Here is a 14,300-nt window from a genome sequence, read left to right on the forward strand (position 1 = left end):
ACTTCTCGTAATTCGAAATTCGGTGGAGTTCCTGCCCGGATACCGCACCTGTTGAGTCAGGCCACGGATAATGCAGGAGCTCGCGCGTAGAGTTCAACTCAGTCTGCTTTGTCGCCGCCCGCCAGATTCTTCTTGGCGCCGGTCTTGAAGTCGGTCTCGTACCAGCCGCTACCGCTCAGGCGAAAGCCCGGCATGGACAACATCTTTTTCAGCTCGGGCGCCCGGCATGCCGGGCAATCGACCAACGGCGCGTCGCTGATCTTTTGAATGGCTTCCAACTGATGACCACAGGAAGCACATTGGTAATCGTACATGGGCATGGAATATCTCGGCGATCACGTCACTGCTGCGCCACGCCCCGTACCAGCCGGTCTGCGCAGCAAAGGGCGAGATTATATCCGTTAAATCGAGGCTGTGCAGCCGTGGTAACGTGCAGCACACTATATAGAAACACCCCGGCCCGCCTGATATGGGGTAACCCGGCTACATAACCCCAGCCTGATCTGCGGTGGATACCTGCCCCTTCAACGCATGCACCACACAGACCACCCTGACCAGACCGCTGAAATTCTTGACCCCGCCATAACGCAAATGCACCTCGCGATCCACGTAAGACAACAAGGCACTGATCGAACAGGTATTGATCCTGGCTATTTCGCCAAGGATATTCCAATAGACTTCCTCAAGCCGCAGGCATGTCGAAAAACCATTCAACCGGACAGAACGTGATAATGGCCGGGCCAATGCCATGTCGAATCCTTTGACAAAAGGATCGTTCTTTATCTTGTAGGCACCAGAAGTTTCCAGCACACCTTTACCCATGCTACGCGACATACACTTGACACTCCCTTGCCAAACGGCTCTTGAATAAACGGCTGTTATTGGCCGCTGAGCCTATAAAACATCAAGCAGGCAAGTGCAGCCAGAAGACGGAGAGTCGCTGTTCGTAGGACAAGCCAACGCATGTATCAGGAAGCAATCAGGTGAAACCAGTGGTACCCGCCGGGTGCCACTGGCCGGCAGCGTTTATTTGCCTTCGAGCAGTGCGCGCAGCATCCAGGCGGTTTTTTCATGAATCTGCATACGCTGGGTCAGCAAGTCCGCAGTCGGCTCATCGCTGACTTTATCCAGCAACGGGAAGATCCCGCGGGCCGTGCGGGTAACGGCTTCCTGGCCATCGACCAGCTGCTTAATCATGTTCTCGGCGCTGGGCACTCCTTCTTCTTCCTTGATAGAAGAAAGGCGCGCGTAGATAGAGTAGGCACCCGGCGCAGGAAAGCCCAGGGCACGAATACGTTCGGCAATGGAGTCAACGGCCAGCGCCAGTTCGTTATATTGCTCCTCAAACATCAAGTGCAATGTACGGAATTGCGGCCCCGTGACGTTCCAATGAAAGTTATGGGTTTTCAGATAAAGTACATAGGTATCCGAAAGCAGTCGTGAAAGTCCGTCAACAATGGATTTACGATCTTCTTCACTGATACCGATATCGATTGCCATGTCTATTCCCTTCAATTGATGAAAATTCATTGATCAGGTGCCTACCCACTCTAGCAAGAGTACTCGCCTTGCGCAGCCCTACTGCCACACGAGGCCTGCGGCAAATCGCCTCTTTGCATCGCGTTCGACCACGGCCGGCAAGGCCTGGCGCGGCAAAAAACACCCACACCCGTCTAGGACAAGGGTTTGCCGCAGAAATGCCATAATCTTCGCAACGCCTTGAAACGCTTGATTTGAGAAGGCACAGGCTTTGCTGTTAAATAGGCAGCGTGTCGCCACCGCTATTTCCTGCGGCAAGCGGCATAGGCTGAATAATCGCGCACGTGCCCAACGCCTCCCATTGTTCAGAAGCGAACCGTGCCAGTCAGCTCTTCCTTCGTGATCCGTCTTAACGTGAGTTAATCAAAATGTTGAAAATCGTCCACCTGCTAACGGGCGCTGCAGCTTTGCTGCTGTCCTTTATCCCGAGCCTGCAACCAGAAAGCCTGCCGTACCTGCAACAACACGACGCGCTGTACCTGGCTCTGTTCGGCCTTCTCAACCTGACGCTGGCGCCAGTGATTCCCTACTGGAACAAAGGCACACGCCATCAACTGCAAAACCTGGTCAGCGCACTGCTGGTCCTGGCTGTCGTCGTACAAACCCTCACCCTCCTGGCGCCCATGCCTGAAGTCGGCGGCCACCCGGCCATCCTGCTCAGCCTGGCCATTGCTGCTGCCGCTATCGTTCTTCACCTGGCCATCAGCTTTTACCGCTCGTCTGCACCTGCCACCTCGCAAAACTACGACATGACCAACCGGGATACCGGGACCGTCAAGTGGTTCAACACCTCCAAGGGCTTCGGCTTTATTTCCCGGGACTCGGGCGACGATATCTTCGTCCACTTCCGGGCCATTCGCGGCGAAGGCCATCGCGTCCTGGTAGAAGGCCAGCGCGTGGAGTTCTCCGTCATGAACCGTGACAAAGGCCTGCAAGCGGAAGACGTGATCGCTGCACTGCCGCGTCGCTGATCCCAGGCAAGGCCCGAAAAAAAACCGCGATGCCGTTGATACTGCATCGCGGTTTTTTATGGTCGGGAGCTTTCCCCAACCCTCAATAATGAGGCGGCGGCGCTTCTTCCTCGGAGGACTCGAACTGCCCGCCCATTTCTTCCTGGCGCTTGAGCAAGGCGGTCATCTGCAATTGCAGGCGCTCTACCGCACGCTGCTGGACAACCAGGATGTCATTCAATGTCTCGATAGTGTCGTCCTGGAAAGCCAGGCGGCTCTCAAGGTCCATCACTCGGTCTTGCAGGTCCATGGCTCAGTCCTGGGCAAAAGTGAATTCGGGCGGCAACAACTCGCGCAGGCGGCTTCGAATCACCGCCACCTGCTCGTCGGTGTAAGGCACTGCCGGGTGTCGACCCCAGACCGGGGCGGGCCAGGCCACATCGCTGCGCTTGCGCACTATCACGTGCACATGTAATTGGTTGACCACGTTACCCAGGGCGCCAATGTTCATTTTATCGGCGCCGAACCCTTCATTGAGCAACTGCGCCAATGCTGTGGTTTCTTGCCACAACCGGGACTGGTCGCCCGCATCAAGCTGGAACACTTCGCTGATACCTGCAATCCGTGGCACCAGGATAAGCCATAGGTAGTTTGAGTCGTTGGACAGCAGCAGCCGGCACAGGGGGAATTCCCCGATGGGCCAGGTGTCGTTTTGCAGACGTGGATCCAAGGCGAACACCGCAGTTACTCCGTTCGGCTAGTCAGTTTCAGGCGCCCAGCATACCTGCGAATGGCGCCTGCTTCACGGGGCAATCCACCCATGCCCACAGGCAATCGGCCTGCCCGGCACCAACGCACCAAAATGAGTCTTTTATGCCCCGCATCGGGCAAGGCTTATCCGCCGATTACTCACTGCACAGGGTGGACCGGTAACATTTCTGACAGAAACGCATTTTTACCCGTTCGAAATCCCGCACAACCGGTGTCCGAAATTCCAAAAAAAACCACGCCAAAGCCCCGTGCCCAAGCGGTTTTCACAGACCCACCCTATTTTTCACGAAAAAATGACATCTGCCTGTCAGTTTGAGCACGCTTGTTGCATTCACTCCCACATCGTCGGCAACAGCACTTGCCAGGAAGGCAGTGTTTCACGATAAAAAGAACAGTGAGTCAATACACAAACAGGAAGTTTTAAAACTTTGGGCAGGGTATTTTCCACCTCTGCCGAGGGTATTAAAAACAGTATTGAAGTTGTCAGTCTGGTTACAAACAGACTGTAAATTTGCGACATGGATCTAGCAATTTACGACAGCCTCGCAAAGAAGCTGAATGGACAGATGTGCAAGTATCGCCAATTATTGCCGGCGTGCTATAAGTTTGCGTTGTCACAAAAAAGAAAGAGTCGCCCAGACAAAAATACAGGTGGGACGGCAGTACTCTTCCTAAATCCAAAGGAGCAAATCACGATGCGCGTGATGAAGTGGAGCATGATCGCCCTCGCTGTTTCAGCAGGCACCTCACAGTTCGCAATGGCGTCCGCCCAAGATGATGCCAAAGGCTTTGTCGAAGACAGTACCTTCAGCATCAATACCCGCACCCTGTACTTCAGCCGGGACAACCGTAACAACAATTCGGGCAAAAGCTACACCCGGGAAACCGGCCTGGGCTTCAACGGCTTGTACCAGTCGGGCTTCACCCAGGGCACCATTGGTGTCGGTGTTGACGTCATCGGCCTGCTGGGCGTGAAACTGGACAGCGGCAAAGGTCGCAGTGGCACTGGCTTGTTCCCGACCGGTTCCGACGGTCGCTCGCAGGATGACTACTCCAAGGGCGGCGGCGCCATCAAGTTCCGTCTCTCCAATACCGTGCTGAAAGTCGGCGACCAGTACACCACCGCACCGGTATTTGCATCTGACGACAGTCGCTTGCTGCCGGAGCTGCCGCAAGGTATCTCGATCGTCAGTAACGAGATCAAGGACCTCAAGCTCGAAGCCGGTCACTTCACCTCCAGCGTCGCGCAGGCCCAGACCTTCAAGGACAGTATCCTCGACTTCCCTGAAACCTCCCGGGGCATCAAGCAAGCCAACTTCGTGGGCGGTACCTACGGCTGGACGCCTGAGTTCACCACCAGCCTCTACTACTCGAAAGTTGAAGACTACTGGCGCAAATACTACGCCAACGTCAACTGGACCCACGCCCTGAGCGATGACCAGTCGGTAGCCGTAGACTTCAACATCTACGACACCAAGAGCGACGGTGCCGGCCTGCAGCGCGCCTACAAAGACAACGTTACCAAACTCGACAACCGCGCGTTCAGCTTGCAGGGTGCCTACACCATCGGTGCACACACCTTCACCCTGGCAGCCCAGAAGGTTACCGGCGATGGCGACTACGGCTACGGCATCGATGGCGGCGGTACAGTGTTCCTGGCCAACTCGGTGGCCCGTTCCGACTTCAACGCCGAAGGCGAAAAATCCTTCAAGGCCCGTTACGACCTCGACATGGCCACCTTCGGTGTACCTGGCCTGAGCTTCCTGGCTGCGTACATCACCGGTAGTGGTGCCAACACGGCCCTGACCTCGAACGGCAAAGAGTGGGAACGTGACCTTGAGGCCAAGTATGTGATCCAGAGCGGCCCGGCCAAAGACCTGAGCCTGCGTATTCGTCAAGCGACTTATCGCTCGTCTGATGGCGTTTACTACGGTTCTTCGTCTATTGATGAACTGCGCCTGATCGCGCAATACCCACTGAACATCTTGTAATTGGCAGATTAATTACAATGATGAATTAGAGTCTCGACTCTAATAAAAAGCCGCTCACTTGGTACTTTGTGAGCGGCTTTTTTATTGCAGTTTTTTTACATCACAGAATAACTAGCAAGCTAGGGAAGGTCTGAAGTAAGCAGCCGTTTTTAACGGCCTCGCTGTCTGAGGTTCAAAAAACACCGACTTAATCGAAAATCAGACCTTTCCTCCTGTCAGTTCACTGTTTTTTGCGGAATAGCACCTTTTCAGGGCTCATTGTCCACATCACAGGCGCACCTCGCCTGCATTCAACAGTCGTTTTCGCATCATCCACAGGTTCGATAAGGCAAACAGTGTGGTCTGCTGCGCGGTGTTTTTCACCAAGCCTCGGAAGCGGACTTTCGTATAACCAAACTGGCGCTTGATCACCCTGAATGGATGCTCAACCTTGGCCCGGACTTGAGCTTTCGCGTATTCGATTTTGCGGCGCATGCGACCGATCAGGCTCTTTTTTGCATGCTTCTTATAGCTGCTGGGGCGCGCTGCGATCGACCAGATCATCTGGCGATGTTGATGCTCCGCACGCTTCTCCACGCCGGTGTAACCGGCATCGCCAGAGACGTAAGTTTCCTCGCCATGCAGCAACTGATCGACCTGAGTCACGTCCGCCACATTCGCCGCCGTGCCCACCACGCTATGTACCAGACCGGATTCAACATCGACACCGATGTGCGATTTCATCCCGAAATAGTACTGATTTCCTTTCTTTGTCTGGTGCATTTCGGGGTCGCGTTTACCGTCCTTGTTCTTGGTCGAACTGGGCGCATGAATGATCGTCGCATCGACCACAGTTCCCTGACGCAGCAGCAAACCTCGGTCGCCCAAATAGCCGTTGATGACCTGCAAAATCCCACCGGCCAGCTCATGTTTTTCCAACAGCCGGCGGAAGTTGAGGATCGTGGTTTCATCCGGAATCCGATCCAAATGCAGCCCGGCAAACTGGCGCAGAATCGTGGTTTCGTAGAGGGACTCTTCCATCGCCGGATCGCTGTAGCCGAACCAGTTTTGCATCAGATGAACCCGCAGCATGGCCATCAACGGATACGCCGGACGACCGCCTTCACCCTTCGGATAATGCGGCTCGATCAACGCAATCAGGCCTTTCCAGGGCACGACCTGATCCATCTCAATCAGGAAACGCTCACGGCGGGTCTGCTTACGTTTGCCTGCGTACTCGGCATCAGCGAAAGACATTTGCTTCATCGGGGCTCAACCGTTCAGTTCGTGGGACAGCCGTATCTCACCAGATTTGGAAGTCTTTTTCAGAGTTTCCCTAGCTATCCAGATGCAAGAGTCGAATAAAACTTGACCTTTCGGCCAAGTTCAATCCCCGCCCTTACTTGGCTGCTGCTTCCTGCATCACCCGGATAACTCGCTGAGGAAACGGAATATCAATCCCGGCCGCTTTCAAACGGTCACGTGCCAGCTCATTAAACATAAACAGCACATCCCAGTAATCCGCAGTCTTGGTCCATACCCGCAGGGAAACCGTGATGGAGCTGTCGCCCAGGGTCGAAATCACGGCCTCAGGTTTCGGGTCAGCCAATACCCGTGGGTCCTTGGCCAGCTCCAGCAACACTGCCCGGGCTTTCTGCAGGTCAGCGTCGTAGTCGACACCCACGTCAAACACCACCTTGCGGGTCGGCTGACGATTGGTGTTGGTAATGATGCCGTTGGACAAGATGCCGTTGGGCACGATGACTGTCTTGTTGTCGCCGGTCCGGATCACCGTATGGAAGATCTGGATGCTGTCGACGGTACCCGAAGTACCCTGGGCCTCGATCCAGTCACCGATACGGAACGGGCGGAACAACAGGATCAACACGCCACCGGCAAAGTTGGCCAGGCTGCCTTGCAGCGCCAGGCCAATGGCCAGGGTCGCGGCACCAATCGCGGCGACGAACGAGGTGGTTTCGACACCGATCATCGAGGCCACGCTGACAATCAGCATCACTTTGAGCACGATATTCGCAAGGCTGGTCACAAAGCCCTGCAACGCCAGGTCAGCATTACGCAAGGCCAGCAGGCGCCCTACTTTGTGGGTCAGTTTGTTGATCAGCCACCAGCCGATGGCCAGGGTCAGTACCGCCAGCAATACCCGGCTGCCGTACTCCATGATCATCGGGACCCAGGCTTGGGAAGCCTTGATCAATTGATCCACTTCAGCGTTCAAGTCCATCTAGATTCTCCTGTTTACCACTGCATATAGAGGTCGCCACAGCAATTGAGCCCCGTAGGGCTCAATCGTTTCTGCAAGTTCTGGGGCGTGGGACGTCGAAAAGCCCTACGGGTTCCCCAAAACCGGGTCAATCGCGGAAGTTATTGAACTGCAGCGGCATGTCGAAGGTCTTGGCGCGCAGGGCGGCAATCGCTTCCTGCAAATCGTCGCGTTTCTTACCGGTGATACGCACCTGCTCGCCCTGGATCGCTGCCTGGACCTTGAGCTTGGCGTCCTTGACATGAGCGACGATTTTTTTCGCCAGTTCCTTGTCGATCCCTTCCTTGAGCACGGCTTCCTGCTTCATCAACTTGCCCGAAGCATAGGCATCCTTGACTTCAAGGCACTGCACATCGATCTTGCGCTTGACCAGGGCCAGCTTGAGGATCTCGATCATCGCTTCCAGCTGGAAATCGGCTTCAGCGGTCAGGTTGACCGTCAGTTCCTTTTCCTTGAACTCGAAGCTGCCCTTGCCTTTCAAGTCATAGCGACGGTCCAGCTCCTTGACGGCGTTCTCGACGGCGTTGGTGACTTCGTGCTTGTCCAGTTCAGATACCACGTCGAACGACGGCATGTAGTTTCTCCAATAAAAAAGGGGCGCGGCTCAGTAGAGATGGAGCACGCCTGGCTTGCGGGTAAAATGCCGGGGCATTATAACGGCTCTTTACCCTGAGCTGCTTGGCTCACCCAAAGGCCGACGGAGCAAAATTGATGTCCACCACCTGGCATGTCCTCGGCGCAGGCAGTCTCGGCACATTATGGGCCACACGCCTGGCCCGCACGGGCCTGCCTGTGACGCTGATCCTGCGGGATCAGGCGCGCCTGGCCAGTTATCAGGCATCGCCGGGGCTGACCCTGGTCGAACAGGGGCATGCCCACACTTACCCGGTGATTGCACAGACATCCGACAGCCCCGAGCCAATTGATCGCCTGCTGGTCGCATGCAAAGCCTACGACGCCCCAGGCGCCGTCGCACAGTTGGCCCAACGCCTGACACCCAACGCGGAGGTGATCCTGCTGCAAAACGGCCTGGGCAGCCAGGATGCAGTTGCCGCGCAGCTACCCCAGACGCGTTGCATCTTCGCTTCCAGCACCGAGGGCGCGTTTCGCCAAAATGATGGCAGCGTGGTGTTCGCCGGCCATGGCTTTACCTGGCTGGGTGACGCCAGCCATCCCACGGCGCCGCGGTGGCTGGAGGACTTGCATACGGCCGGCATTCCCCACCAATGGAGCACCGATATCCTCACGCGCCTGTGGCGAAAACTGGCGCTCAACTGTGCGATCAATCCACTGACCGTGCTCTATCAATGCCGCAACGGTGGGTTGCAGGAGCATCACTGCGAAGTCGCGACCCTGTGCGCCGAACTCGCCGAACTGCTGGAGTGCTGCGGCCAGCCGGCGGCGGCCCAGGACCTGCCGGCCGAAGTGGAGCGGGTAATCCAGGCGACGGCAAGCAACTTCTCGTCGATGTACCAGGATGTGGCCAACGGGCGGCGCACCGAGATCAGCTATCTGCTCGGCCACGCCTGTCAGGCGGCCCTGCGCCATCGCCTGAGCCTGCCACACCTGCAACAGCTGCATGTACGCCTGGCCGGCTACCTGGACGCACGCGGATTGCCCAGTGACTGAAGCACGCGCTACCCTGCCAACTTGATCCTTGCCTGCGAAACAACCTGATGCCACTGCGCCAACGTCTCGAAAATCTCCCCGTTGGGCAGAAACTGCTGGCGGCCCTGCTGGTACTGCTGACCACTGTACTGCTGGTGGCTAACCTGACCTTTATCAGCGCCGCCTACTGGATCTCCCAGGAAAGCATGGCCCCCCAAGCCTTGCAAGCGATTGGCAGGCTGGTGTCCAACCCGGCCCTTGCCGCGCAAGCCCTGGACTCTCCCGCCAAGGCCGATGCCCTGCTCAACGAGCTGACCAGCTATTCGCCGCTGCGGGCGGCGGCCCTGTATGACGGCGAAGGCAATCGCCTGGCACAGTTGCAACAAGGTGATCACCTGCAACTGCCAGCGCACTACCGCGATATCGAAGCCTGGCGGATTACCGAATTTCGTAGCAATCAAGTCATCACCCTGCCCCGCCCCAGCCAACCCTCCGGGCATCTGTTGCTGGTGGCCAGCAGCGAACTGCCGGTCGCCTTCTACACCGGCACCCTGACCGCCAGCCTCGGCATCCTGATTTTCAGCATCCTGCTGTGGCTGGTGATCGCCCGGCAGATCAAGCGCCTGATTACCCGGCCCATCCACGAACTGGAAGAGTTGTCGCGCCAGGTAACCCGCGAAGAGAACTACGCCCTGCGGGCCGGTCGCGGCAACCATGACGAAATCGGCAGCCTGGCCGAAGCGTTCAATACCATGCTGTCACGCATCGAAGCCCGGGAGCAGCAACTCAAGCGCGCGCGGGACGACTCCCAGGCCGCCTATGACCAAGCCCAGGGCCTGGCCGAGGAAACGCGGCATACCAACCGCAAGCTGGAGCTGGAAGTCCAGGTGCGCAGCAAGATCGAGAAAAAACTCACCGGCTTTCAGAATTATCTGAACAGCATCATCGACTCCATGCCGTCCGCCTTGATCGCCCTGGACGAGCAGCTCTATGTCACGCAATGGAACCAGGAAGCCAGTGCCCTTTCCGGCACGCGCCTGGGGGAAGCGCTGAACCAGCCAATCTTCCTCGCTTTTGAGCCGCTCAAACCCTATCTGCCCCAGCTCAAGGCCACCGTGGAACAACACACAGTGGAGCGCATCGAGCGCGTCACCTGGGTCAAGGACGACGAACCCAGGCACTATGCCCTGACCTTTTACCCGCTGATGGGCGGCGCCGGGCGTGGGGTGGTGATCCGTATCGATGACATCACCCAGCGCCTGTCCCTGGAAGAAATGATGGTGCAGTCGGAGAAGATGCTGTCTGTCGGCGGGCTGGCCGCTGGCATGGCCCATGAAATCAACAACCCCCTGGGGGCGATCCTGCACAACGTGCAGAACATCCGGCGGCGGCTGTCGACAGATTTGCCAAAAAACCAGGAGCACGCCGAGCAAGTAGGCGTGGAACTGGAAACCGTCAACCGCTACCTGCAAAGCCGCGAAGTGCCACAACTGCTCGACGGTATCCAGCAAGCCGGGGCCCGCGCAGCAAAAATCGTCACCCATATGCTCAGCTTCAGCCGCCGCAGCAACCGCCAGATGGCACCTTGCGACCTGCCGGCGTTGATCGACCAAGCGGTAGAAATTGCCGGTAACGACTTTGACCTGACGATCGGTTTCGACTTCAAGGGCCAGGCGATCATTCGCCAGTTCGACCCATCGCTGGGCCCAGTGCCAGGCACCGCCAACGAACTGGAACAGGTATTGCTCAACCTGCTGAAAAACGCCGCCCAGGCCATCCACCTGCGCGAAGACGACAGCGAACCTGGGCGCATCATCCTGCGTACCCGGCTCAACCCGCCATGGGCCGAGATCCAGGTGGAGGACAATGGCATCGGCATGAGTGAGAGCGTGCGCAAGCGCACCTTCGAACCTTTCTTCACCACCAAGGAAATCGGCCAGGGTACGGGGCTGGGCCTGTCGGTCTCGTACTTCATCATCACCAACAATCACAAGGGCCAGATGGAGGTTCACTCCACCCTGGGCCAGGGCACATGCTTTACCTTGCGCCTGCCGCTGGCCGGCAGCCAGCTTGCCCCCCTCGAACTGACTCAACTGGAGCACTGACCATGGGCTTTCGCCTGTCGAAAATTTACACCCGTACCGGCGACAAAGGCGAAACCGGCCTGGGTGACGGTCGCCGCGTGCCCAAGGATCACCCCCGAGTGGAGGCGATCGGCGAAGTCGACAGCCTCAACAGCCAATTGGGCCTGCTGCTGGCCGGCCTTGAGGAACACTGCGGCCAGCATCCGACACTGAAGGATGTGATCGAGGTACTGACACCCTGCCAGCACCGACTGTTTGACCTGGGCGGCGAGCTGGCGATGCCGGTCTACAAGGCGCTTAATGCGGGCGAGGTGGACCGCTTGGAAGCTGCGATTGATCGCTGGAATGATGAAGTGGGGCCATTGGAAAACTTCATCCTGCCCGGCGGCTCGGCGCTGATTGCCCAGGCCCATGTGTGCCGCAGCCTGGCCCGCAGCGCCGAGCGGCGTTGCCAGCAATTGAATGCGCTGGAGCCGTTGGAGGGGGTGGGGTTGGCGTATATCAATCGGCTATCGGATTTGCTGTTTGTCGCAGCGCGAGTGATTGCCAGGCGCCAGGGGGTTGCGGAGATTTTGTGGCAGGCGGCGGCTAAGCCGCACTGAGAGATAGGCATCATGGTTTGACGCAGACCAAAAGCCAGATCAGAACCAGAGCGCGAAGCTACATCCCTTGTAGGAGCCGGCTTGCCGGCGATGACGCAAGCAAGAACACCGAGGGGTGTCAGGTATCCAACGTCATCGTTAACGACCTTCGCCGGCAAGCCGGCTCCTGCAGGGGGATGGGGCAATCACTGACGACTCAAACCTCAGGCCAGAACGCCCGAATCCCTGCTACACCCTGCGCCCCACTTTCCCAAGCCTTCTCCCGCTCGTCAGGCCCAACCCCACCCAACAGGAACACCGGTTTGCTGAAACCCTTGATCAACTGCGCCGCCTGCTCCCAACCCAACGGCAGCGCATCAGGGTGAGTCTGGGTCGGCTGCACCGGTGACAGGGTGACAAAGTCCACATCCATCAATTCGGCCAATGCCAGCTCCTCGGCATTATGGCAAGACGCCGCCAACCAGCGATCCTTGGGCAACGGCCGGCCTTTGCTGGCATATTTGCGCAGTTGCGCCGAGGTCATGTGCCAGCCCGCTGCCGGGAAATCACCGAGCCATTCAAACGGCCCCTTGAGCATCAATTGCGCCTTGCCGGCACACAACCCCACGGCATCCACCGCCAGGTCGCGGTACTTGGGGTCGTAACCATTGGGCGCACGCAATTGGATCAGCTTGATGCCAGTGGCAATGGCTTTCTGGATACCGCGCAACAGCACCGGGGTTTCCAGTTCGCCCGGGGTAATCAGGTAGTCAGCGGGTAAACGGGCCGCGGCGACGATTGGCGCGTTGGCCGCTGGGAACTCGTAATTCTGCAAGTCCCGTGGCGCCACCCATTCAAGGGGCTGGCCTTCCACGCCATGGGGCTCGCCGGTAAACGCCGAGACCTCCCAGACATCCAGCAACACCTGCTTGTCCGGGTAATCATGCTGTACCTGGATCAGCGGCCGCGCTGTGGTGACCTGGATACCCAATTCTTCCTGCAACTCTCTCCCCAGTGCGGTGACAACCGACTCATCGGCCTCCACCTTGCCACCGGGGAATTCCCAGAGGCCACCCTGGTGCTGGGTATCTGCGCGACGCGCCAGCAGAATCCGGCCATCGGTACCGCGAATGACTGCGGCTGCTACATGAACTCGTTTCACGGTATTGCGTCCTTTAAACCTGTCTCGCATCTTGCCGGCGATGATCGTTAATGATGACGCGTACTTGCTGCATAACCGCGGCGTCAATTCGTTTTATCGCCGGCAAGCCGGCTCCTACAGTGCCCTGAACAGGTATCAGGTGCGGTATTCGGCGTTGATCTTCACGTACTCGTGGGACAGGTCAGTGGTCCAGATGGTTTCGCTGCACTCGCCGCGCCCCAACTCGATACGGATGGTGATTTCTTCCTGCTGCATCACCGCCGAGCCTTGGGCTTCGGTGTAGGTTTCGGCACGGGCGCCCCGGCTGGCGATACACACATCGCCAAGGAACACGTCGATCTTGCTTACATCCAGGTTCGGCACGCCGGCACGGCCAACCGCCGCGAGGATCCGGCCCCAGTTCGGGTCGGAGGCAAACAGCGCGGTCTTGATCAGCGGCGAGTGAGCCACGGTGTAGCCGACATCCAGGCACTCCTGGTGATTGCCGCCGCCGTTGACTTCAACGGTGACGAACTTGGTCGCGCCTTCGCCGTCGCGCACGATGGCCTGGGCCACTTCCATGCACACTTCAAAAACCGCCTGCTTCAGCGCCGCGAACAACGGGCCGTTGGAGGAGGTGATTTGCGGCAGGTTGGCTTTGCCGGTGGCAATCAACATGCAGCAGTCGTTGGTCGAAGTATCGCCGTCGATGGTGATGCGGTTGAAAGATTTGTTGGCGCCATCGAGCATCAGGTTCTGCAGCACGTCGCGGGAGACATTGGCGTCGGTGGCGATGTAGCCGAGCATGGTCGCCATGTTCGGGCGGATCATGCCCGCACCTTTGCTGATGCCCGTCACGGTGACGGTCACGCCTTCATGCACGAACTGGCGGCTGGCGCCCTTGGGCAAGGTGTCGGTGGTCATGATCCCGGTGGCCGCGGCCGCCCAGTTATCCACGGACAGATCGTCCAGCGCGGCTTGCAGGGCGCCTTCGATTTTTTCCACGGGCAGCGGCTCGCCGATCACCCCAGTGGAGTAAGGCAGCACCTGGTTGGCCTCCACACCGGTCAGTTCTGCAAGCCTGGCGCAGGTGCGCGCAGCCGCCGCCAGGCCAGGCTCGCCGGTACCGGCGTTGGCGTTGCCGGTGTTGGTCAGCAGATAGCGCACCGGGCCTTCGACACGTTGCTTGGCAAGGATCACAGGCGCTGCACAAAACGCATTCAGGGTGAACACGCCCGCGATGGTCGAGCCTTCGGCACAGCGCATCACTACCACGTCCTTGCGCCCGGGACGCTTGATGCCGGCCGAAGCGATACCGAGTTCAAAACCGGCAACCGGGTGCAACGTGGGCAAAGGACCAAGACCAACAGCCATG

The 14,300-nt window shown here is 58.2% G+C and carries 15 protein-coding genes; 5 read left to right on the forward strand and 10 right to left on the reverse strand.

Features of this window, described 5'->3' with window-relative positions:
- Positions 1–98: 98 nt before the first annotated feature.
- From HZ99_RS10345 to HZ99_RS10355, 3 genes are all read right to left on the reverse strand, one after another.
- Positions 99–320, reverse strand: coding sequence for an FmdB family zinc ribbon protein (locus HZ99_RS10345; protein WP_029300317.1), 222 nt, complete (start codon positions 318–320; stop codon positions 99–101).
- A 163-nt stretch (positions 321–483) separates the two neighbouring features.
- Positions 484–834: a ribbon-helix-helix domain-containing protein gene (locus HZ99_RS10350; RefSeq protein WP_038442838.1), complete on the reverse strand. Its 351-nt coding sequence runs from the start codon at positions 832–834 to the stop codon at positions 484–486.
- Positions 835–1,026: 192 nt separating this feature from the next.
- Positions 1,027–1,500 carry a Dps family protein gene (locus tag HZ99_RS10355; protein ID WP_038442839.1) on the reverse strand — a complete coding sequence of 158 codons (474 nt, stop codon included), beginning with the start codon at positions 1,498–1,500 and terminating at the stop codon, positions 1,027–1,029.
- Positions 1,501–1,907: 407 nt separating this feature from the next.
- On the opposite strand from HZ99_RS10355, the gene HZ99_RS29425 reads away from it, so the two are divergent.
- Entirely contained in the window at positions 1,908–2,510 is a 603-nt protein-coding gene (locus tag HZ99_RS29425) for a cold-shock protein (RefSeq protein ID WP_038442840.1), read from the forward strand.
- A gap of 82 nt (positions 2,511–2,592) precedes the next feature.
- On the opposite strand, the gene HZ99_RS10365 is transcribed toward HZ99_RS29425, so the two are convergent.
- Together HZ99_RS10365 and HZ99_RS10370 are read right to left on the reverse strand one after the other, a co-directional pair.
- Positions 2,593–2,799, reverse strand: coding sequence for a SlyX family protein (locus HZ99_RS10365; protein WP_038442841.1), 207 nt, complete (start codon positions 2,797–2,799; stop codon positions 2,593–2,595).
- 3 nt (positions 2,800–2,802) lie between these two features.
- Positions 2,803–3,228 (reverse strand): HIT domain-containing protein, encoded by a 426-nt coding sequence (locus HZ99_RS10370; RefSeq protein WP_038442842.1) that lies wholly within the window; start codon positions 3,226–3,228, stop codon positions 2,803–2,805.
- Between the two features lie 727 nt (positions 3,229–3,955).
- Between HZ99_RS10370 and HZ99_RS10375 the strand changes: the two genes are divergently transcribed.
- Positions 3,956–5,251, forward strand: a complete 1,296-nt coding sequence (locus tag HZ99_RS10375) for an OprD family porin (RefSeq protein WP_038442843.1) — start codon at positions 3,956–3,958, stop codon at positions 5,249–5,251.
- Between the two features lie 267 nt (positions 5,252–5,518).
- On the opposite strand, the gene HZ99_RS10380 is transcribed toward HZ99_RS10375, so the two are convergent.
- The 3 genes from HZ99_RS10380 to HZ99_RS10390 form a co-directional block, all read right to left on the reverse strand.
- A complete protein-coding gene (locus HZ99_RS10380; protein WP_033902000.1) occupies positions 5,519–6,496 on the reverse strand; it encodes an IS5 family transposase in 978 nt (325 codons plus the stop codon).
- A 133-nt stretch (positions 6,497–6,629) separates the two neighbouring features.
- Positions 6,630–7,472, reverse strand: coding sequence for a mechanosensitive ion channel family protein (locus HZ99_RS10385; RefSeq protein ID WP_038442844.1), 843 nt, complete (start codon positions 7,470–7,472; stop codon positions 6,630–6,632).
- 127 nt (positions 7,473–7,599) lie between these two features.
- Positions 7,600–8,085, reverse strand: coding sequence for a YajQ family cyclic di-GMP-binding protein (locus HZ99_RS10390; protein WP_007933288.1), 486 nt, complete (start codon positions 8,083–8,085; stop codon positions 7,600–7,602).
- Positions 8,086–8,222: 137 nt separating this feature from the next.
- Between HZ99_RS10390 and HZ99_RS10395 the strand changes: the two genes are divergently transcribed.
- Genes HZ99_RS10395 through HZ99_RS10405 form a run of 3 tightly spaced genes read left to right on the forward strand, consistent with a single transcriptional unit; the run spans position 8,223 to position 11,805 of the window.
- A complete protein-coding gene (locus HZ99_RS10395; RefSeq protein WP_038442846.1) occupies positions 8,223–9,140 on the forward strand; it encodes a putative 2-dehydropantoate 2-reductase in 918 nt (305 codons plus the stop codon).
- A 47-nt stretch (positions 9,141–9,187) separates the two neighbouring features.
- Positions 9,188–11,224, forward strand: a complete 2,037-nt coding sequence (locus tag HZ99_RS10400; RefSeq protein ID WP_038442847.1) for a sensor histidine kinase — start codon at positions 9,188–9,190, stop codon at positions 11,222–11,224.
- Positions 11,225–11,226: 2 nt separating this feature from the next.
- Positions 11,227–11,805 (forward strand): cob(I)yrinic acid a,c-diamide adenosyltransferase, encoded by a 579-nt coding sequence (locus tag HZ99_RS10405; RefSeq protein ID WP_038442848.1) that lies wholly within the window; start codon positions 11,227–11,229, stop codon positions 11,803–11,805.
- 196 nt (positions 11,806–12,001) lie between these two features.
- On the opposite strand, the gene HZ99_RS10410 is transcribed toward HZ99_RS10405, so the two are convergent.
- On the reverse strand, positions 12,002–12,946 hold the full coding sequence (locus tag HZ99_RS10410; RefSeq protein WP_038442849.1) for a Nudix family hydrolase: 945 nt from the start codon (positions 12,944–12,946) through the stop codon (positions 12,002–12,004).
- Between the two features lie 135 nt (positions 12,947–13,081).
- Entirely contained in the window at positions 13,082–14,299 is a 1,218-nt protein-coding gene (gene argJ, locus HZ99_RS10415) for a bifunctional glutamate N-acetyltransferase/amino-acid acetyltransferase ArgJ (RefSeq protein ID WP_038442850.1), read from the reverse strand.
- Position 14,300: the final 1 nt, after the last annotated feature.

Origin of the sequence: Pseudomonas fluorescens (genome assembly GCF_000730425.1) — a bacterium.
GTDB classification, from domain to species: domain Bacteria; phylum Pseudomonadota; class Gammaproteobacteria; order Pseudomonadales; family Pseudomonadaceae; genus Aquipseudomonas; species Aquipseudomonas fluorescens_X.

Excerpts from the sequence above, each read along its gene's own strand:
- HZ99_RS10375 (WP_038442843.1), top strand. The coding sequence starts at position 3,956 with ATGCGCGTGATGAAGTGGAGCATGATCGCCCTCGCTGTTTCAGCAGGC.
- HZ99_RS10355 (WP_038442839.1), bottom strand. The coding sequence starts at position 1,500 with ATGGCAATCGATATCGGTATCAGTGAAGAAGATCGTAAATCCATTGTT.
- HZ99_RS10345 (WP_029300317.1), bottom strand. The coding sequence starts at position 320 with ATGCCCATGTACGATTACCAATGTGCTTCCTGTGGTCATCAGTTGGAA.
- HZ99_RS10405 (WP_038442848.1), top strand. The coding sequence starts at position 11,227 with ATGGGCTTTCGCCTGTCGAAAATTTACACCCGTACCGGCGACAAAGGC.
- HZ99_RS10390 (WP_007933288.1), bottom strand. The coding sequence starts at position 8,085 with ATGCCGTCGTTCGACGTGGTATCTGAACTGGACAAGCACGAAGTCACC.
- HZ99_RS10380 (WP_033902000.1), bottom strand. The coding sequence starts at position 6,496 with ATGAAGCAAATGTCTTTCGCTGATGCCGAGTACGCAGGCAAACGTAAG.
- HZ99_RS10350 (WP_038442838.1), bottom strand. The coding sequence starts at position 834 with ATGTCGCGTAGCATGGGTAAAGGTGTGCTGGAAACTTCTGGTGCCTAC.
- HZ99_RS10365 (WP_038442841.1), bottom strand. The coding sequence starts at position 2,799 with ATGGACCTGCAAGACCGAGTGATGGACCTTGAGAGCCGCCTGGCTTTC.
- HZ99_RS29425 (WP_038442840.1), top strand. The coding sequence starts at position 1,908 with ATGTTGAAAATCGTCCACCTGCTAACGGGCGCTGCAGCTTTGCTGCTG.
- HZ99_RS10385 (WP_038442844.1), bottom strand. The coding sequence starts at position 7,472 with ATGGACTTGAACGCTGAAGTGGATCAATTGATCAAGGCTTCCCAAGCC.
- argJ (WP_038442850.1), bottom strand. The coding sequence starts at position 14,299 with ATGGCTGTTGGTCTTGGTCCTTTGCCCACGTTGCACCCGGTTGCCGGT.
- HZ99_RS10400 (WP_038442847.1), top strand. The coding sequence starts at position 9,188 with ATGCCACTGCGCCAACGTCTCGAAAATCTCCCCGTTGGGCAGAAACTG.
- HZ99_RS10395 (WP_038442846.1), top strand. The coding sequence starts at position 8,223 with ATGTCCACCACCTGGCATGTCCTCGGCGCAGGCAGTCTCGGCACATTA.